Origin of the sequence: Phenylobacterium sp. J367 (assembly GCF_024699985.1) — a bacterium.
In the GTDB taxonomy this organism is placed as follows: Bacteria; Pseudomonadota; Alphaproteobacteria; order Caulobacterales; family Caulobacteraceae; genus Phenylobacterium.
Window position 1 is genome coordinate 4219537 of record NZ_JAJONA010000001.1, and the last position, 18489, is coordinate 4238025.

Annotated in this window: 18 protein-coding genes; 3 read left to right on the forward strand and 15 right to left on the reverse strand. The window is 71.0% G+C overall.

Annotated features, from left to right (window positions below; translation table 11 throughout):
• Nucleotides 1–60 precede the first annotated feature (60 nt).
• The 10 genes from LRS04_RS22510 to LRS04_RS22555 form a co-directional block, all read right to left on the reverse strand.
• The gene (locus tag LRS04_RS22510) at nucleotides 61–936 is read right to left on the reverse strand and encodes a DMT family transporter (RefSeq protein WP_257818292.1); all 876 of its coding nucleotides are present in this window, start codon (nucleotides 934–936) and stop codon (nucleotides 61–63) included.
• A 49-nt stretch (nucleotides 937–985) separates the two neighbouring features.
• A complete protein-coding gene (locus LRS04_RS22515; RefSeq protein ID WP_257818293.1) occupies nucleotides 986–2377 on the reverse strand; it encodes an FAD-binding oxidoreductase in 1392 nt (463 codons plus the stop codon).
• 1 nt (nucleotide 2378) lies between these two features.
• A complete protein-coding gene (locus LRS04_RS22520; RefSeq protein ID WP_257818294.1) occupies nucleotides 2379–2732 on the reverse strand; it encodes a cupin domain-containing protein in 354 nt (117 codons plus the stop codon).
• Between the two features lie 21 nt (nucleotides 2733–2753).
• The gene (locus tag LRS04_RS22525; protein WP_257818295.1) at nucleotides 2754–3479 is read right to left on the reverse strand and encodes an amino acid ABC transporter ATP-binding protein; all 726 of its coding nucleotides are present in this window, start codon (nucleotides 3477–3479) and stop codon (nucleotides 2754–2756) included.
• A complete protein-coding gene (locus LRS04_RS22530; RefSeq protein WP_257818296.1) occupies nucleotides 3476–4132 on the reverse strand; it encodes an amino acid ABC transporter permease in 657 nt (218 codons plus the stop codon). Before LRS04_RS22530 ends, LRS04_RS22525 begins: the two co-directional genes overlap by 4 nt.
• Nucleotides 4132–4905, reverse strand: a complete 774-nt coding sequence (locus tag LRS04_RS22535) for an ABC transporter substrate-binding protein (RefSeq protein ID WP_257818297.1) — start codon at nucleotides 4903–4905, stop codon at nucleotides 4132–4134. Before LRS04_RS22535 ends, LRS04_RS22530 begins: the two co-directional genes overlap by 1 nt.
• Nucleotides 4906–4918: 13 nt before the next feature.
• Nucleotides 4919–6406 carry an NAD-dependent succinate-semialdehyde dehydrogenase gene (locus LRS04_RS22540; RefSeq protein WP_257818298.1) on the reverse strand — a complete coding sequence of 496 codons (1488 nt, stop codon included), beginning with the start codon at nucleotides 6404–6406 and terminating at the stop codon, nucleotides 4919–4921.
• Nucleotides 6403–7692 (reverse strand): 4-aminobutyrate--2-oxoglutarate transaminase, encoded by a 1290-nt coding sequence (gene gabT / locus LRS04_RS22545; protein ID WP_257818299.1) that lies wholly within the window; start codon nucleotides 7690–7692, stop codon nucleotides 6403–6405. Before gabT ends, LRS04_RS22540 begins: the two co-directional genes overlap by 4 nt.
• A 192-nt stretch (nucleotides 7693–7884) precedes the next feature.
• Entirely contained in the window at nucleotides 7885–8661 is a 777-nt protein-coding gene (locus tag LRS04_RS22550) for a TonB-dependent receptor (RefSeq protein ID WP_257818300.1), read from the reverse strand.
• Entirely contained in the window at nucleotides 8591–10222 is a 1632-nt protein-coding gene (locus LRS04_RS22555; protein ID WP_257818301.1) for a TonB-dependent receptor, read from the reverse strand. Before LRS04_RS22555 ends, LRS04_RS22550 begins: the two co-directional genes overlap by 71 nt.
• A 260-nt stretch (nucleotides 10223–10482) precedes the next feature.
• Between LRS04_RS22555 and LRS04_RS22560 the strand changes: the two genes are divergently transcribed.
• Nucleotides 10483–11004, forward strand: a complete 522-nt coding sequence (locus LRS04_RS22560) for a hypothetical protein (protein ID WP_257818302.1) — start codon at nucleotides 10483–10485, stop codon at nucleotides 11002–11004.
• On the opposite strand, the gene LRS04_RS22565 is transcribed toward LRS04_RS22560, so the two are convergent.
• The 5 genes from LRS04_RS22565 to LRS04_RS22585 form a co-directional block, all read right to left on the reverse strand.
• On the reverse strand, nucleotides 10998–11921 hold the full coding sequence (locus LRS04_RS22565; protein WP_257818303.1) for a glyoxylate/hydroxypyruvate reductase A: 924 nt from the start codon (nucleotides 11919–11921) through the stop codon (nucleotides 10998–11000). The two genes, LRS04_RS22560 and LRS04_RS22565, sit on opposite strands and share 7 nt — an antisense overlap.
• Before the next feature lie 23 nt (nucleotides 11922–11944).
• A complete protein-coding gene (locus tag LRS04_RS22570; RefSeq protein WP_257818304.1) occupies nucleotides 11945–13027 on the reverse strand; it encodes a LysR substrate-binding domain-containing protein in 1083 nt (360 codons plus the stop codon).
• Nucleotide 13028: 1 nt separating this feature from the next.
• The gene (locus LRS04_RS22575; RefSeq protein ID WP_257818305.1) at nucleotides 13029–14528 is read right to left on the reverse strand and encodes a CoA-acylating methylmalonate-semialdehyde dehydrogenase; all 1500 of its coding nucleotides are present in this window, start codon (nucleotides 14526–14528) and stop codon (nucleotides 13029–13031) included.
• Between the two features lie 88 nt (nucleotides 14529–14616).
• Nucleotides 14617–15720 carry an amidohydrolase gene (locus LRS04_RS22580; RefSeq protein ID WP_257818306.1) on the reverse strand — a complete coding sequence of 368 codons (1104 nt, stop codon included), beginning with the start codon at nucleotides 15718–15720 and terminating at the stop codon, nucleotides 14617–14619.
• 75 nt (nucleotides 15721–15795) lie between these two features.
• Nucleotides 15796–16308 carry an amidohydrolase family protein gene (locus tag LRS04_RS22585; protein ID WP_257818307.1) on the reverse strand — a complete coding sequence of 171 codons (513 nt, stop codon included), beginning with the start codon at nucleotides 16306–16308 and terminating at the stop codon, nucleotides 15796–15798.
• A 316-nt stretch (nucleotides 16309–16624) separates the two neighbouring features.
• On the opposite strand from LRS04_RS22585, the gene LRS04_RS22590 reads away from it, so the two are divergent.
• Together LRS04_RS22590 and LRS04_RS22595 are read left to right on the forward strand one after the other, a co-directional pair.
• Entirely contained in the window at nucleotides 16625–16876 is a 252-nt protein-coding gene (locus LRS04_RS22590; RefSeq protein ID WP_257818308.1) for a transcriptional regulator, read from the forward strand.
• A 5-nt stretch (nucleotides 16877–16881) separates the two neighbouring features.
• A complete protein-coding gene (locus tag LRS04_RS22595) occupies nucleotides 16882–18486 on the forward strand; it encodes a SulP family inorganic anion transporter (protein ID WP_257818309.1) in 1605 nt (534 codons plus the stop codon).
• Nucleotides 18487–18489 lie beyond the last annotated feature (3 nt).

The window sequence follows — 18489 nt, forward strand, 5'->3', positions numbered from 1 at the left end:
GATGAGGCCGCGAGGTCGCCGAAGGCCTGAGGCTGACGCGCAGGACAGAGCCGCGAAGCCTCAGGGCGTGGGCGGCGGCCGGGCCATGGGTTTGTCGAGGGCGGCCCCGCCGGCGACCGCCAGGCTGATCAGGCCGATGGCGATCCACTGGACGACGCTCAGCCGCTCGCCGAGGGCGGCCCAGCCGATGAGCGCCGCCACCGCCGGCGCCGAACTGACCAGCAATGAGAATGCGCGCGCAGATAGCTGGCGAAGGGCGAGCATCTCGAGGGTGTAGGGGGCGGCGCTGGACAGGACGGCGAGCCCAAGGCCCGCCGCCAGAATCTCCGGCCGAAGGAGCACGGCGCCCGCGTGCAGCACGCCGAGCGGGGCCGCGACGACCGCCGCCAGGGCGAGCCCGAGCGCCACCACGTCCCCGCCGACGCCCTCGCCGGCCACGTCGGAGCTGAACAGGATATAGGCCGCCCAGGTGACCGCCGCGGCGCCGGCGAAGGCGAGGCCGACCGGGTCGGCGCCGGCGGGATTGACCACCGGCAGCAGCAGGAAGAGCCCGGTCGCGGCAAGCAGGGCGAAGCCCGCGTCCGCGGGACGGCGCGACCGGATCAGGACGACGGCCAACGGACCGGTGACCTCGATGGCCACCGCCAGCCCGATCGGAATGCGCGCGAACGCCTCGTAGATGAGGATGTTCATCAGGCCGAGGCTCAGGCCGTAGCGGGCGATCGCCCGCCACTGCCGTGCGGTGCGCCGCGTCCGCCAGGGCCGCCACAGGAGGCTGAGCACGAGCGCCGCCAGGCTGATCCGGAGGGCGCTCATTCCCAGCGGGCCGACCAGGGGGAACAGGTGTTTGGCGAACGCCGCGCCGAGGTTCTGGGACACCAGCCCGGCCAGGACCAGGGCCGCCGGGCCTGAGGCGCGCGGAAGCTTGTGCGTCATCGCTGGTCCCTGCGGGCGCCGCGTCCACGGCCGGGCGGCGTCCGGGGAACTACTGGTCGGAGAGCCGCTTGGCCAGAGGGGCGTCGAACGGCGGCGGGCGGCCCGCGTCCCGCGCGGCGTCCATCCGCTTCATCGCGTCCTGCACATAGCGCACGCCCAGCCAGCGGAGCGGCTCAGGCTCCCAGTGACGGGCAGGATGTCCGGCGAGCGGCAGGCGCGCGAGCGGCGTCTCCCGCCCGACGATGAGACTGGCCAGGAGCCGCCCGGCGAGGTTGGTGGTGGACACGCCGCGGCCCGTATAGCCGTAGAGCACCCCGAGCCGCCGGTCCGCGTCGAAATCCACCCTCGGGTTCCAGTCGCGGGGCACGCCCAGGAAGCCATGCCAGGCGTGGCTGAAATCCGCGTCCCGCAGCATCGGGAACCAGTCGGTCAGCTGCCGGCGCATCTCGGAAGAGGTCCGCTCGAAGGCCGCTTCCCCGCCCTCGGTGGCGGAGCCGAACAGGTAGGGCGCGCCGCGGCTGCCGTAGAGGATCCGGCCGTCCGGGGTCCGGGTGAGATAGTCGACGGTGTGGGCCTGGGAGCCCAGCCCTTCGCCCCCCGCCCAGCCGATCTCCGCCCACTGGGCGTCGCTGAGGGGTTGCGTGAGCACGATGCTCGAGGACATCGGAACGAGCGCGCGCTCGAAGCCCGGAGTCCTGGGCAGGTAGGCTTCGCCCGCGGCCACCACCGCCCGCCGGGCGCGGACCAGGCCACGGTCCGTCTCCAGCGCCGCATCGGCGCCCTGTCGCATACGGCGTACGCGGGTCTGTTCGTAGATCACGCCGCCCAGGCGCTCCACGGCGCGGGCGAGGCCGCGGACAAGCTTCGCGGGATGCACGGCCGCGCTGCGCGGCGTGTACAGCGCACCCTTGATCCCGTTTACCCGAACGCGGTCCCTGGCGGCGGCTTCGTCGAGGAGCCGGTTCCCCTCGCCGAAGCCGAGCCGCGCATAGGCGACCTGGGCCATCCGCACCGCGGCGAGCTGGGCCTCGCCGCGGGCGAGACTCAGGATGCCGTTCATCCGGAAGTCGGCCGCGATGCCCTCCGCCTCACAGACACGCCCGACCTCGTCGACGGTGTCGTACATGGCCAGGATGGTTTCGCGGGCCATCTCCGCGCCGTAGCGCGCCTCAAGGGTCGCGGGGTGGAGCGGGTAGCGGCTTGAGCACCAGCCCCCATTACGGCCGGACGCGCCGCAGCCGCAGATCTCCGCCTCGACGACGGCCACCTCGAGCCCGGGATGGTCGCGGAGGAGGTAGTAGGCCGTCCACAGTCCGGAGTAGCCGCCGCCGAGGATCGCGACGTCCACGGTCACGTCCCCGCCGAGCCCGGGCCGCGGCGTCAGCGGCTCTCCGGCCGTCTCGAGCCAGTAGCTTAAGCCTGGATAGTCGCGCGGGCTCATCTCAAGGCTGCTCGTCGAACACCACGAAGGTCTTCCTGAGCGTCGTCTGGATGCGCCAGATCCCGCCCGTGTTGGCGGGGAAGTAGACCGCGTCCCCGGCGCGGATATGCAGCGGCTCGCCCTCGTCCGGCTCGAACACCGCCTCCCCTTCGAGGAAGGTGCAGAACTCCGCCTGGAGCACCTGGCGCCGCCAGGTCCCGGGCGAGCACTCCCACACCCCCCGCGCGGAGGCCGCGGCGCCGTTGAAGCTCGTCGTTCGCGTGGCCGCCACCGGCTCGCCCAGCGGAACCTTGACCGGAACCGGCGCCGGCAGCGTCTCCAGGAGATCTTCGGGACGGAAGGAGACGATCGACATGGGGGAAACTCCGGAAAGCGATCAGAGGGGGCGCAGGACGCGGTCGAGGAAGGTGCGGGTGCGGGGCTCACGGGGCGCGCTGAGCAGCTCCCGCGCCGGGCCGGCCTCGACGATCTCGCCCCCGTCCATGAACAGCACGCGGTCGGCGACCTCGCGGGCGAAGCCCATCTCGTGGGTGACGATCACCATCGTCATGCCTTCGGCGGCGAGGTCGCGCATGATCCGCAGGACGTCGCCGACCCGTTCCGGATCGAGCGCCGAGGTCGGTTCGTCGAACAGGATGGCGTCCGGCTTCATCGCCAGGGCGCGGGCGATCCCGACCCTCTGCTGCTGGCCGCCCGACAGCGACGACGGAAAGGCGTCGGCCTTTTCCGCGACGCCCACCTTCTCGAGGAGCTCCCTCGCCTCAGCGGCCGCCTCGGCCTTCGGCCGGCGCTGGGCATGCACCGGTCCTTCGATGACGTTCTCCAGCACGGTCCGGTGCGGGAACAGGTTGAACCGCTGGAAGACCATGGCGAGCTTCGCCCGCACCTGCGGAAGCGTGGCCGGTCCGACCTCCAGACCGTCGACGCGGATGGCGCCGCCGTCATGGCTCTCGAGCCCGTTGATGCAGCGGAGCACAGTCGACTTGCCGGAGCCGGAGGGTCCGATCAGGCAGACCACCTCGCCGCGCGCCACCTCGAAGGTGACGTCGCGCAGCACCCGGTTGGCGCCGAACGCCTTGCTGACGTGGGAGACCTCGATCATCGGCGCGCCATCCGTCGCTCGAGCTGATGGACCGCGAGGGTCAGGGGCAGGCTCATGGCCAGGTAGAGGACGGCGATGAGCGTGTAGACGGTCATGTTCTGGAAGGTGGACACCGCCAGCAGCTGGCCGGCGCGGGTGAGCTCGGCCACGGTGATGGTGGAGGCGATCGAGGAGTCCTTCAGCAGCATGATCGAGGTGTTGCCGAACGGCGGCAGCGCGGTGCGGATCGCGAGCGGCATCATCAGCCGCTGCAGGATCTTGCGTTCGCTCATGCCCAGCGACTTGGCCGCCTCCACGAGCGCGGGATCCACGGAGTCGAAGCCCGCCCGGAAGTTCTCCGCCTGGTAGACCGAATAGGCTACCCCGAGACCGATGATGCCCGCCGCCAAGGCGTCGAGGCTCAGCCCGAATTCCGGCAGGACGAAATAGACGTAGAACAGCTGGACGATGATCGGCACGCCGCGGACCACGTTGACCACCGTGCGGCTGACGATCCGCACAGGCTTCAGCCGCGAGCGGCCCATCAGCGCCCACACGAGACCGAGCACGATGCTGAGCAGGAGGGCGCCGACCGTGACCTGCACGGTGACGACGACGCCCCTGAGGAGGATCGGCAGGAACTCGGCGGCGCGGACCAGGAAATCCTCCGGCATCACAACCCCCAGGCCTTCACGATCGCGGCGATCCGGGTGTCCTTGATCGCCGCGATCGCGGTGTTGAGGCGCGCGGCGAGTTCAGTCTCGCCCTTGCGCATGATCAGGCAGACCTGCTCCCGCGCCCCGGGCGCGAACTCGGGCGCGAGCCGCAGGGCGCGGGTCCGGGTGACCCGCAGGTAGTAGCGGATGATCGGCTCGTCGCCGTAGGCCGCGTCCAGTCGTCCGAGCCGCAGGTCGCGCAGGATGTCGGCGAGATTGTCGTAGGTCCGCACGTCGCCGACGCCCGCCTCCGCGAGCTGGTCCACGAACCTGGAGCCGACCTGGGCGCCCACCCTCCGGCCGGCGAGACGGGCAAGGTCCGGATAGGCGCCGGGGTCGTCGGCCGGCACGACCACCGCGCCGCCGTAGGCGTAGACCGGATCGCTGAAGTCGACGACGGCCTCCCGCGCGGGGGTCCGCAGCATGGCCGCGGCGATCAGGTCGATCTTGCCCACCGTCAGGGACGGGATCAGCGCGGAGAAGGCGGTGACCTGGACCTCCACCGGCATGGCCGCCTGGGCCGCCACCGCCTTGACGATGTCGACCATGGCGCCGGTGAGGGTGTTGGTGCGGACGTCGTAGAAGCTGAACGGCACGCCGGTGGCCGTGGAGCCGACCACCACGCCGCCGGTGCGACGCGCCTCGGAGCGAGGCGCACAGCCCGCCGCCATGGCGGACGCTCCCAGGCCCGCCAGGACGGCGCGCCGCGATCCGCGGAGGCGGGACGTCATCCGCACGGACGCCTCATTCGGGCTCCACCTCGAGGCAGAGGGTCTTGGTGTCCACATAGTCCCGCACGCCGTACAGCGAACCTTCCCGCCCGAGACCGGATTCCTTGACGCCTCCGAACGGCGCCACCTCGGTGGAGATCAGACCGGTGTTGATCCCGACCATTCCGTACTGCAGGGCGCCGCCCACCCGCCAGACCCGCGCGTTGTCACGGGTGAAGACATAGGCGGCCAGGCCCGCGGAGGTGTCGTTGGCGAGGGCGATGGCCTCGGCCTCGGTCTCGAAGCGCACGAGGCCCGCGACAGGACCAAAGGTCTCTTCCCGGCAGAGCAACGCCCCCGGACCGACGTCGGCGAGGACCGTCGGCTCGAAGAAGGCGCCTGGACCATCCATGGCGGCGCCGCCGGTCAGGACGCGCGCGCCGCCGCCCAGGGCGTCGGCGACGTGGGTGGAGACCTTCTCCCGGGCCCGCTCGTCGATGAGGGGCCCCTGCTCGGTCGGCCCGCTCAGGCCGTCCCCGACGTTCAGGGCCGCGGCCGCCTCGGCCAGCCGCGCGGCGAAGGCGTCGTAAACGCCGGCCTGGACGTAGAACCGGTTGGCGCAGACGCAGGTCTGGCCGGTGTTGCGGAACTTCGAGGCCATGGCGCCGGCGACCGCCTTGTCCAGGTCCGCGTCATCGAAGACCAGGAACGGCGCGTTGCCGCCGAGTTCCAGGCTCACCCGCTTGACGGTGCCTGCGCACCGGGCCGCCAGCATCTTCCCGACGGGTGTGGAGCCGGTGAAGGTGAACTTCCGCACGCGGGGATCCGTCGTCAGCACGTCACCGATCTCCGGCGCATCGCCCATGACGATGTTCAGCACGCCTTCCGGCAGCCCCGCCTCCTCGGCCAGGACGGCCAGGGCGAGGGCCGACAGCGGCGTCAGCTCCGACGGCTTCAGCACGACAGTGCAGCCCACCGCCAGCGCGGGGCCGACCTTGCGGGTGATCATCGCCGCGGGGAAATTCCAGGGAGTGATGGCCCCCACCACGCCGACCGCCTCATGGGTGACGACGATCCGCTTGTCGGCCATGTGGCCCGGGATCGTGACCCCATAGACGCGGCGCGCCTCCTCGGCGAACCACTCGAGGAAGGCGGCGGCGTAGGCGACCTCGCCGCGCGCCTCCGCCAGGGGCTTGCCCTGCTCGGCGGTCATCAGCCGGGCGAGATCCTCGGCATGCTGCAGGATCAGCCTGTGCCAGGCCTTCAGGATGTCCGCCCGCGCCTTGGCCGGCCGCGCGCTCCAGGCGGGGAGGGCCGCGGCGGCGGCGGCGACCGCAGTCTCGGCCTCGGTCCGCCCGAGGCGCGCCGGCCGGGCGAGCACGTCGCCCGTGGCCGGATTGGTCACGTCGAAGGCCGTGGCGCCGCCGACCCATGCGCCGCCGACGAACCCTTGCTCCCGGAGCAGGTCCGGACGCTGGAGCGCGAGGCGCTGGCGCTCGCCCAGGCTTGCGACCGCGTTCATGCGTCTTGCGGCGCAGCAAGCGCCGCTTCGAGGATGTCCATGCCTTCCTCGATCACCGCGTCGGAGGCGGTCAGGGGCACCAGGATGCGGATGGTCTCGCCGAACTGACCGCAGGACAGGATCACCAGGCCCTTCTCGAGCGCCCGGCCGGTGAGGGCCTTCGCCGCGGCGCCGTCCGGCTCACGGCTCCCGTGGGACGCCAGGACGTCGAACGCCACCATGGCGCCAGGACCCCGGGGCGGCGAGACCGGAAGCAGGTCGTTCCGGGTGGTGAAGCTCCGCAGCCGCTCCGTCAGGGCCGCGCCCACCACATTGGCGCGCTCGACGAGGCCTTCCGCCTCGATGACGTCGAGGACCGCGAGCGCCGCGGCGCAGGCCACCGGCGAACCGCCGTAGGTCCCGCCGAGACCGCCCGGATCGACCCGGTCCATGATCTCCGCCCGGCCGATGACGCCGGACAGCGGGAAGCCGCCGGCCATGGACTTGGCCACCGAGATCAGGTCCGCCTTCACCGAATAGTGCTCCATGGCGAAGAGCTTGCCGGTGCGCGCGAAGCCCGTCTGCACCTCATCGGCGATCAGCAGGATGCCGTGCTCGTCGCAGAGGGCCCGCAGGGCCGACATAAGCTCGACCGGCACGGGGTTGAAGCCGCCCTCCCCCTGGACCGGCTCCAGGATGATGGCCGCGACACGGTCGGGAGCGACGTCGGCTGCGAACAGGAACTGCAGCGCCCGCAGGGTGTCGTCGAGCGACACCCCGTAGCGGTCGTTGGGGAACGGCAGGTGGTAGACCTCCGCCGGGCCCGGCCCGAAGCCGCGCTTGTAGGGCGCCACCTTCCCGGTGAGACCCATGGTGAGCTGCGTCCGGCCGTGGAAGCCGTTGACGAAGGCGATCACCGCCGAGCGCCCCGTGGCGGCGCGGGCGATCTTCACGGTGTTCTCCACCGCCTCGGCGCCGGTCGTGAAGAAGATGGTCTTGGCCGGCCCGTCGATCGGCGCGACGGCGTTGAGCCGCTCGGCGAGGGCGATGTAGGGCTCGTACGGGACGATCTGGAAGGCGGTGTGGGTGTAGAGATCCAGCTGCCGCTGGACCGCCTCGATGACCCGCGGGTGCCGATGCCCCACGTTGAGCACCGCGATGCCCCCGGCGAAGTCCACGTAGCGGCGGCCTTCCGCGTCCCACAGCTCGGCGTTCTCGGCCCGCGCGGCATAGACGGCGGTGGCGTTGGCGACCCCGCGCGGCACGGCGGCGGTGCGGCGGGCGTGTAGATCGGCGTTGGCGGACACGGGCTAGTCTCTTGTTTGCGGGACAGTGGCGAAGGTCGCCGTTTCAACCCCAGGGCGACAGGCGATAATGTGGCCGGGATCGGTGACCGGGGATCACCACGCGCTGACCGCGCCCGCCGGAAATAAGAAAGGCGCCCCTCGGAAGGGGCGCCTAGGTTGCAGCGGCGGGGAGGGATCGCCGCCCGCGCAGGATCAGTACCGGGCGGTGGCCTGGATCCCGATCACCCGCGGCTTGATGGTGGCGCCCGTCCACAGCGGGCCGGCCTGGTAGACCGGCGCATTGGTGGTCCAGGACACGTTGTTCAGGGCGTTCTCGACGTAAAGCTCGAGGGTGACCTCCGGCGTCATGTCCATGCCGGCGCGAAGGTCGAGCTGGCTCGTGCCGTAGGACCCCTGGGTGCGCGTCGGGTCGTAAACCGACGACCCGGGATTCTGGTACGGGTACGGACCGTCGTTGGCGCTCTTGGAGCTCCACTGCCCGCGGACGAAGGCGTCCCGCTCGCCCAGCATGAACTCGTACTGCGCGGAGAGGTTGAAGGTCCACGGCGTGGCGCCGAGGGTCTGGCCCTTGAACACCAGCGGCGCGGTGCCGACGATGATCGTGCTGTCGTAGTAGGCGTCCGTGTAGCCGACAGCGGCGCTGAGCGTCAGGCCGTCCACCGGATGGACGACCACATTGATGTCGCCGCCCTTGCTGATCGCCGAGGCGGTATTGGCCACCAGGCTGAAGGCGCAGGGCAGACGGATCTGCTGCTGGATGTCGGTCCACTTGGTGTGGAAGACCGAGGCCTGGAAGGAGACCCGCCGGTCGAAGAAGGCGCTCTTCACCCCCAGCTCGTAGGTCTTGGTCTTGTCGGAGTCGTAGGTGTTGCCGCCCTCGATCCCCAGGACCGCCAGGTCAGCGGCGCAGATGTCCGGGACCGCCTTGTTGACCCCCGCCGGTCCGGTACCCCTTGGCGTAGGAGCCATAGATCAGGGTGTCGTCGCTCTGCTGCCAGGACAGCGCCACGCGCGGCGTGAACGGCTTCTCGCTCAGCTTGCCGGACGCCGTGGCGATGCCGCCCGCGTAGGAGACGCCGCGCTCGATGATGTCGAAGTCGAGGGTGTCCTTGGAATAGCGGCCGCCGACGCTCAGGGTCAGGTCGGGCACGACCTCGAAATCGACATTGCCGAAGACGGCGGTGGTCTTCTCGATGGTGTTCTCGTTGCCGTAGTAGCGGTGGATCCCGTCGACCATGAAGGGCGCGGCGGCCAGCGGACGCCCGATCTGGATCTGATAGGCCCGCGGATAGTGCGCCGAGGTGATCGGCACGTCCGACTTCAGCGACGAGCGCGAATGGTAGAGCCCGGCGGTCCAGCGCAGCCGCGCGTCGGGATCGGCGCTGTTGAAGCGGAGCTCATGCGTGGCCAGGCGCTGCTCGGCGACGGGGTTCTGGTAGGTCACCGGGCGCAGGCCCGGGATGATCGGGAACAGCCAGCGGGCCCCCAGGGACGTCCGGTCGTTGACGTGGGTGGCGTCGTTGAAGGCGTTGGACTTGCGGTAGAGGTAGGAGCTCACCGCCGTGACCGTCACCGGCTCGAACTCGGCCACCAGCTTGATCGCCGGCAGAATGAAGCGGTCGCTCTGCGGCTGGGCGAACGGGGCGTAGCTGGTGAAGTCGCCGGAGTCGGGATCGGCCACGCCCAGCGGGCAAGGGTTGATCGTCGGCGCCAGGGGGATCGACGCCGGGCAGACCGTATAGAGCGCCGGCCGGTCGTCGGTCTTGACGTTCTGGTAGTAGAGGCTGGGCTGGATCAGCACCCGGTCGGTCACGGCGAAATTCAGGGCGCCGCGGAAGATCGTGGCGTGGCTGGAGTTGCTGTTGTTCTCGCGGTCATTCGGATCCTGCCAGCTCTGGCGATCGATCCAGCCGCCTTCCTCGCGCTGCATGAAGCTGACGCGGAAGCCAAGCCGGTCCTGGACGATCGGACCGCCCACGGCGACGCCGCCCTCGTAGCTCGGGTCCCCGTCATCCACGATGCTGACCCGGGCGCGGGCGTAGGCGCTGTAGCTCGTCAGGCTGGGCGTCGGCGTGATGAAGCGGATCGCCCCGCCCTGGGAGCTGGACCCGAAGAGCGTTCCCTGCGGACCGCGGAGCACCTCGATGCGCTCCAGGTCGAAGATGAAGGGCACGGTGCTGCCCGAATAGTTGATCGAGGCGTTCCGGGCCTGGATCGGCGTGTCGTCGATATAGACCGCCGCGGTCGCCGCGCCGGCCGTCGACTCGATGCCGCGGATCGCGATCCGCTGGGTCCGGTCCTGCGGGATATCGACGCCCGGCGTCTGCAGGGCGACGTCACGGACGTCGCGGATGCCGCGTTCGTCCATGGCTTCCTGGGTGTAGGCGCTGACGCTGATCGGCGCCTTGCTCAGCTGCAGCGGCTGCTTGGTCGCGGTGATGACGATCTCATCGACCTGAAAGGCCGCGTCCTGGGCGGTGGCCCCATGCCCGGCGCCGAGCGCCACGCCGGCCAAGGCGGCGCCGACCATCAAGCGCCCGCGTCGCGAAACCTTCATCGCCATCATCTATCCCCTGTCGTCCGGCCCGCGCACGTGCGTCTCGGCCTGCAGCCGTGGCCGCGCGCTTTTATCGGCCCGAAGCATCCTCCGTTTGCGCCGTCCCGGGAGGTGCAAAACACAGCGGAAGTGTTGTCGCCAAGTCACCACCTCACAGGGAGCCGCCGGGACCAGGCCGAGCGCTGGGGTGCACGCCGGCTTGACCTCCCGCCCCGACGCCGTGAGATCGGCGGATGTTCATGCGCGTCCTCGCGGCCTCGATCGCTCTGGTCCTCACGCCCCTGCCCGCGGCTGCGCAAGCCGGTCTGATTGGGCGCCTCGTGGGCCAGCCCTTCGTCGTCCCCGACGCCCGCGGCGCGCCCGTTGCCCTCGAGTTCGTGTCGCCGGAGCCGGGTTTGGTCGAAGTGCGGATCGGCGGCCACGTCACGGACCGGTACAGCATCGGACCCGGCGGTTCGGGCCAGCACATCGCCGCCTCGGCGCCCGACCTCGTCTCGCGCGCCGATTTCACCACCGACAGTTGGGCGCGCACCTACCGGGGGCTGACCGTGACCTATGCGCTCGACGAGGATGGCGACCTGGTCGGCCGCCTGAGCGGCGCGGTCGAGGACTGGCAGTCGCCGAGCTTCGTCTATGCCCACAACCCGCAACACGCCGACCTCGGTCACCGGCTTCGGCTCGCCGTGGAACGGGCGCACGAGGAAGCGGACCGGTACGAGGGCCACGACCACGATCATGGACCGTCAGGTCAGTAGCCGGCCGACCGATCCACGACGTCATTCGCCGCTTCGCCGCGCAACAGGCGTCGGATGTTGGCGGCGATGATCCCGGCGGCGGTCTCCGGGTAGGTGAAGGCGGCCGCGTGCGGAACGACGCGGACGCCGGGATAACGCCAGAACGGGTGGCCCGGCGGCAGGGGTTCGACGCCGAAGACGTCCAGCGTCGCGGCGGCGATCCGCCCGGAGGCCAGGGCGGCGAGCAGGTCCTCCTCCACGAGGTGCGCGCCGCGGCCGACCTGGATGAGGCATGCGCCTTCGGCCAGATGCTCGAACAGGGCGGCGTTCAGAGCGCCCTGCGTGGCGTGCGTCAGCGGGAGAAGGCACACGAGGATCTCGCACCCCTCGGCGAAGGCGGCGAGGCCGGCCTCGCCATGATAGGTTTCGACGTCCGGAAGCGTGCGCGGGCTGCGGGACCAGCCGCGGACCTGAAAACCGAGGCCGGCCAGCGCCCGGGCGCAACGCCCACCCAGCTCTCCAAGGCCCATGACGCCAACCCGCCGCCGGCCGATCAGCGGCGGACGGACGGGCCGCCACGTGGCCGTCAGCTGCTGCTGCTCGTAGACATGCATGAGCCGGTGGTGATGCAGCGCCCGCATCACGACGAACTCGACCATTCCGTCGGCCAGGCTCGGATCGACCATCCGGACGAGGGGCACGTCCGGCAAGGTGGGGTCGGCGAGGAGCCCATCCACCCCAGCGCCCAGTGAGAAGATCGCCCGAAGGTTCGGGAAGGCCCGCCAGAAACCGGGGGGATTGTTCCAGGCGACGCCGAACGTCACGTCCAAGGGATCGCCTGCCTCGGGCCACAGCCGCAGCGCAACGTCGGGGGCGGCGCCTCGGAGAGCATCGGCCCAGGCCGCCTCATCCACGCCTTCGCAGGCGAACAGCAGCACCGGCAGGTTGCGATCGGGCATGGCTAGCCCGGTGACGCGTCGTGCGCCGCGGCGCGTTCGAGCCAGCGCCGGAACTTGAGGATGGCGGGATCGCGCCACCGGTCCCGGCGGACGCGCAGCGCATAGGCTCCGAAGCGGATCTCCGGCTCGGCGGGCTGGAGCTTGAGCTCGACGAGTTCGCCTGACGCCAGCTCGTCGCCGACGAGCAGGGCGTTGGTCAGCACGATCCCCTGCCCCCGGCGCGCCGCGTCCAGGGTCAGGTGGGCGTGCCAGAGCCGCGGCCCGCCCAACCGCTCCGGGACCTCCACCTGCCGGGCCTCCAGCCAGGTGCGCCATTCGCTGTCATCGTCCTCGTGGAGCAGGGTCTCGCCGAGCAGGGCGGCGGCCGGCGCATCGGGGCCCAGCCGGGCGGCCAGCGCCGGGCTGGCGGCCGGGAACACCGTCGGGCGCGCGATCTCCACCGACTGCACGTCAGCCGCCTGCGCGCCCCCCATGTCGCGGACGTAGCGGATGTCGGCGTCGGCCTCATGCCGTCCGAAGTCCGGGGCATGGTCGGTCGGGCGAACCTCCAGGTCGAACCCCGGATGGGCGGCGTTGAAGTCCGGCAGCCGCCGGATGAGCCAGCGATAGGCGAAGCCCGGCACGCTCCAGATCACCAGGCGGCTGTCGTCGCCCCGGCGGGTGAGGTCGGCGGTGGCGCGGCTGATCTCTTCCAGCGCCGCCGAAATCCGCGCCAGGTACTTGGCGCCTTCCGGCGTCAGCCGCCCGCCCTGCTCCCGGTCGATCAGCTTGACGCCGGCCCAGTCCTCCAGCGCGCGGAGATGGCGGCTCACGGCGGCGTGGTCGACGCCCAGCTCCTGTGCCGCGCGACGGATTCCGCCGAGCTGGCCCACCGCCTCGAAGGCGCGGAGGGCCGCGAAGGGCGGCAGGAGGCGACGCGCCGGCGACGGCCGTCCCCCAGCTGCCGGCCTTGGGCCTTCCCGCGTCATGACGACCTCTACCGACTCGACCGCCTGCACGGTCGGGGGATCGGCGCGGCTTGTCAAAGCCCGGCCGGTCGCGGCTTCGGCCGGGTCCGGCGGCGCCGGATCGCGGAGCGACGACATCTCAGGCCATGGTGGGGATGACGAAGCTCTGATCCGCCGCGGGCCGCTGGGAGGTCGGCCACCGCTGGGTGACGGTCTTGGTGCGGGTGTAGAAGCGGATGCCGTCCATGCCGTACTGGTTGAGGTCGCCGAAGCCCGACCGCTTCCAGCCGCCGAAGCTATGATAGGAGACGGGCACGGGGATCGGGACATTCACCCCGACCATGCCCACCTCGACGTCGGTGGCGAATTCGCGCGCCGCGTCGCCATCGCAGGTGAAGATGGCCACGCCATTTCCGTAGGCGTGCCGCGACGCCAGCCCCACCGCCTCCTGCAGGCTCTCAGCGCGGACGATCTGCAGCACGGGGCCGAAGATCTCCTCCTGGTAGCTGCGCATCTGGGGCGTGACCCGGTCGAAGAGCGTCGGGCCCAGGAAGTAGCCCTCCTCGTGGCCCTGCAGTCGGAAGCCTCGGCCGTCGACGACCAGCTCGGCGCCCTCGTCCACGCCCATCTGGATGTAGCTCTCGACGCGCGCCTTGTGCGCGGCGCTGACGACGGGGCCGTAATGGGCCTCGGGGTCGGTGGACACCCCCACCCTCAGGCCCGAGATCGCGTCGACGAGACGGTCGCGAAGCGCCGTCGCCGTGCGCTCGCCCACCGGCACGACGACGGGCAGGGCCATGCAGCGCTCGCCGGCCGACCCGTAGGCGGCGCCCAGGATGTCGTTGACCGCCTGGTCGAGGTCCGCGTCGGGCATGACGACGCCGTGGTTCTTCGCGCCGCCCATGCACTGCATCCGCTTCCCGGCGGCCGCCCCCCGCGCATAGACGTACTGGGCGATGTCCGACGAGCCGACAAAGCTGACCGCCTTGACGTCGGGATGGTCAACGAGGGCGTCCACCACCGTCTTGTCGCCTTGCACCACATTGAGGACGCCCTTCGGGGCGCCTGCTTCGAGCAGGAGTTCGGCCAGCCGCACGGGCACCGAAGGATCGCGCTCGGACGGCTTGAGCACGAAGGCGTTGCCGACCGCGATCGCGGGGGCGAGCATCCAGAGCGGGATCATCGCGGGGAAGTTGAAGGGCGTGATCCCGGCGCAGACGCCGAGCGGCTGGCGCATCGAATAGACGTCGATCCCCGGACCCGCGCCCACCGTATGCTCGCCCTTCAGCAGGTGCGGAGCGCCGCAGACGAACTCGACGACATCGAGCCCCCGCTGGATGTCGCCCTTCGCGTCGGACACGACCTTGCCGTGCTCCGAGGCCAGCAGCCTGGCGAGTTCGTCGATCTCGGCTTCGATCAGGCGCTTGAACTCGAACATGACCCGCGCCCGGCGCTGCGGGTTCAGGGCCGCCCAGGCCGGCTGGGCGGCGCGGGCGGACGCCACGGCCGCCGCCACGGTGGCCGGATCGCCGAGGACCACCTCGGCCTGCGGACGGCCGAGGTTGGGATCGAAGACGGGCTGACGGCCGGCGCCGCCGTCGACCGGGACGCCGTCGATGAAGTGAAGGATGGTGCGCACTGCGAAATCTCCGCGCAGCGCCGGACCCGCCGCCCGGACGGGTGGCGAGGCGGGCGCGATCAGGGGGTCTTGAGGGGCGCCGCGCGCTTCAGCGGGCGTAGGCGAGCTTGCCGTCGAGGATCGTCATGTCCACGGGGATGTCGGCGAGCTTCGCCTTGGGCGTGGTGAGGGGGTCCTGGGCGAGGACGACGAAATCCGCGACCTTGCCCACCTCGATGCTGCCGAAGTCCTTTTCGAGGAAGTTGGCCTCGGCGCTCCAGATCGTGAACATGCGGATCCCGTCCATGACGCTGATCGCCTCCTCCGGCTGCACGATGGTGCCGAACTTGGTGTCCCGGTTCACCGCCCGGGCGATGGAGAACATCGGATAGGTCGCGAAGTTCTGGGTGCCGACGGTGTCCACGCCGCCGGGCGGGCGGAAGCCGCGGTCGATGATGGTCTTCATGGGGAAGAACTTCACGTCCGGCTCCCGCACGTTCACGTCGGTCAGGCGCCACAGGAAGGCCACCTGCGGCGAGATGATCACATTGCTCCGCTTCATCCGCTGGAGCCGCTCCTCGGTGCGCTCGGGGTCCTGCACCAGGAAGTGGGCGAAATGTTCGATCCGCAGGCGGGCGTCCTTGCGCGGCGCGGCCTTCTGGGCGGCCTCATAGGCCGTCAGCACCATGTCCTGCGCGCGGTCGCCGTTGGCGTGGACCTGGACCTGCCAGCCGGCCTGGTAGGCGCGCAGGACGAGCTTGTTCAGGGTCTCCTGATCGTAGTTCACGCCGCCCGTGTTGTTCGGCATCCAGGTGGTGCCGGAGCCGTTCCAGAACGGCTTGTAGACGGCCGCCGTCGTCCCCCAGACGCCGTCGGCGAAGAACTTCACCGCCCCGAAACGGAGCCAGTCGTCGCCCAGGCCAGTGGTCACGCCGGAGGCTTCCACCATGTCCAGCATCTTGGGATCGCGGACGAAGTAGTTCATCCGGACCCGCGTCGGCAGCCGGCCTTCCTTCCGCAGGTCCTGCATGGCCCGGTAGGCGGTGGGCGTGGACAGGTCCGAGACCGTCGTGACCCCCCGCTTCAGGTAGAAGTCGTCCAGGATGAACCTCACCGCCTCCTTCAGCTCGGGGTAGGTGAAGGCGTCCAGCGCGGGCCAGGGGCGCCGGCGCGTCGCGGACCAGGAACACCTCGCCGTTCGGCAGCCGCTCATAGCGGCCCGAATGCCCCGGGCCGGGATCGGGCCAGTCCTTGGTCATGCCCATGAGCTGGGCGGCCTTGTGGTTGATCAGGAGTCGTGGGCGCTCCAGATCAGACGCACCGGATTGTCCGGGAAGGCGGCGTCGAGCTCGGCCCGCGTCGGCATCACCTGGTTGTAGGTCCCCTGCCCCACGAGCCACGCGCCGGGCGGGAGCTTGGCCTGGGCCTTCCGCAGCTCGGCGATGATCGCCTTGCCGTCCTTCAGCGGCGGCGCCTGGACCTTGATGTAGCGGGACTCGACGCCCGCCATGCCCTCCACGTGGGAATGGGCGTCGATGAAGCCGGGCAACAGCGCCCGCCCCTTGAGGTCGATCACCTTGGTCTGCGGTCCGCGCCAGGCCGAGACGTCACCGACCGCCACGATACGGTTGCCCCGCACCGCCACCGCGTTCGCGACGGTCTCCTTCGGATCGACGGTGATGACCTTGCCGTTGACCAGCACAAGATCCGCGACCTCGGGCACAGCCGCCCAGCCCGGGCCAGCCGCGACAAGCGCGACGGACGCCGCCACCGCGGCCCAGATGTGCTTCGCCGTGTCCATGCCCGAGTCTCCTTCGCGCCCATACGAGCGGAAGGCCGCCCCCCTGCCAAGGTGTGAACCAGGGTTCGGCCGGTGATGTGCGGTCACCACGCCCCCGCAGACGAGGGCCGCCCGGAAAGGACGGCGCCTGGCCGCCTGCGCGCATACATGCCGCTCGTGGGGCAAAGGAAAGGCGATGTGCCGATCGGCAAGATGCACGGCCTTGCCATCATAACTGATGCATCATACATCATCCGGGTGCTTACGCCCGCTCAGCTCCGCGCCGCGCGCGCCCCTCCTCGGCATCGACCAGCGCACCCTGGCCGACCTGGCAGGCGTGTCCCTGCCGACGATCCAGCGGATGGAGGCCAGCGACGGCTATGTCCGGGGTGTCGTCGACACGCTGACCAAGGTGGTGGCCGCCCTCGAACGCGAAGGCGTCGAGCTGATCGGCGAGAACAGCGTCAGCCAGGCCGGAGGACGTGGCGTCCGCCTGCGCGATCCGGCCCCGCCGGAGACGCGCCAGGCCATGGCCGCAGGGCGGCCGGCGGACCGGCCCGCCCGGTCCGCACCGGACGATGCAGGCTGATCGGCATGCCGGACGGCGCCTCGACCGCGGACCTATACCTGCCGAAGCTCGCGACAGTGCTGCGGGAAGGCTACGACCGGCGCGCGTTCCGGGCGGACGCCGCCGCCGGCCTCACCGTCGCCGTCGTGGCCCTGCCGCTGTCGATGGCGATCGCCGTGGCCTCCGGCGTTTCTCCGGAACGGGGACTGTATGCGGCCATCGTCGGAGGCGCCCTGGTGTCGGCGCTGGGCGGCAGCCGCGTCCAGATCGGCGGCCCCGCCGGCGCCTTCATCGTTCTTGTCGCATCGACCGCGGCGAGCCTCGGACTGCAGGGCCTGCTGACCGCGATCCTGCTTTCGGGCGTGATGCTGGCCCTGGTCGGTCTCTCGCGCCTGGGCTCGCTCGTGCGGCACGTCCCCCACGCCGTCACGGTCGGCTTCACCTGCGCGATCGCCGTGGTGATCGCGGCGAGCCAGTTGAAGGACTTCGCCGGCCTGCGCCTGTCCGGGCCGGAGCCCGGAGCCTTCTTCCCGAAGCTCGCGGCCCTGCTCGGCGCGGCGCCGAGCGTCAATGGCGCAGCGGTCGGCCTCGGCCTCGCCGTGGTGGCGGCGATCCTCTTCCTGCGGAGACTGCGGCCAGGCTGGCCTGGCATGCTGATCGCGGTCGCCGCCGCCGCCGGCGCGGCCTGGGCCCTGGACCTTCCCGTCGAGACGATCAGCAGCCGCTTCGGCGGAATCCCCCGCGGTCTCCCCGCCCCAGCGCTGCCGCCGCTCAGCGTTGAGCATGTCCTTCGCGCGCTGCCCGCGGCGCTTTCGTTCACCCTACTGGGGGCGGTCGAGAGCCTGCTCTCCGCCAAGGTGGCCGACAGCATGACCGGGCGCCGCCACCGCTCGAACATGGAACTCGTGGCTCAGGGCGCCGCCAATGTCGGGTCCGCGCTGTTCGGCGGGCTGTGCGTCACCGGCACCATCGCCCGGACCGCCACCAACGTCCGGGCGGGCGCGCGCAGCCCGGTGGCGGGCATCCTCCATGCCGTCTTCCTGCTGGGCTTCATGCTGCTGGCGGCTCCGCTCGCCGGCTTCATCCCGCTGGCCGCGCTGGCCGGCGTGTTGCTGGTGGTCTGCTGGACCATGGCCGAGAAGGCGGAGTTCCTGCGGCTCCTGCGGGACTGGCGGACGGCCACGGTGGTGCTGATCACCTTCGGCGTCACCGTGGCGCACGACCTGACCCTCGGGATCGTCGCCGGCTGCCTCGCCGGCGCGGCGTTCTGGCTGACCCGACGCCCGGTCCCGGAAGAAGGCGCCCTAGGCCGGACGCGCCGGACGTCGCGTGCGGCGAATCACCGCTACAAGTTTCGCGTGCGCTCCACCAGCCCTTGGGGTCATTGTAATTGCGCGCGACAACATGCAGCGCCGCGGACGGGGCGGGACATGCGAACGTTTTCGTTTCTCATCGAGGATCGGCGCTATGCGACGCCGATGACGCAGTTCGTCATCGCGGCGGACGAGCAGCGGGCCCGGGAGCTCGCGCTGCGCGAGCTGAAATCGTCGGGCGAGCACCTGGCCATCGAGGTGCAGGAGAACGGCCGTACGCTGTTCCGGGAACAGCAGGCGCATCAGGGCAGGGCCTGAACG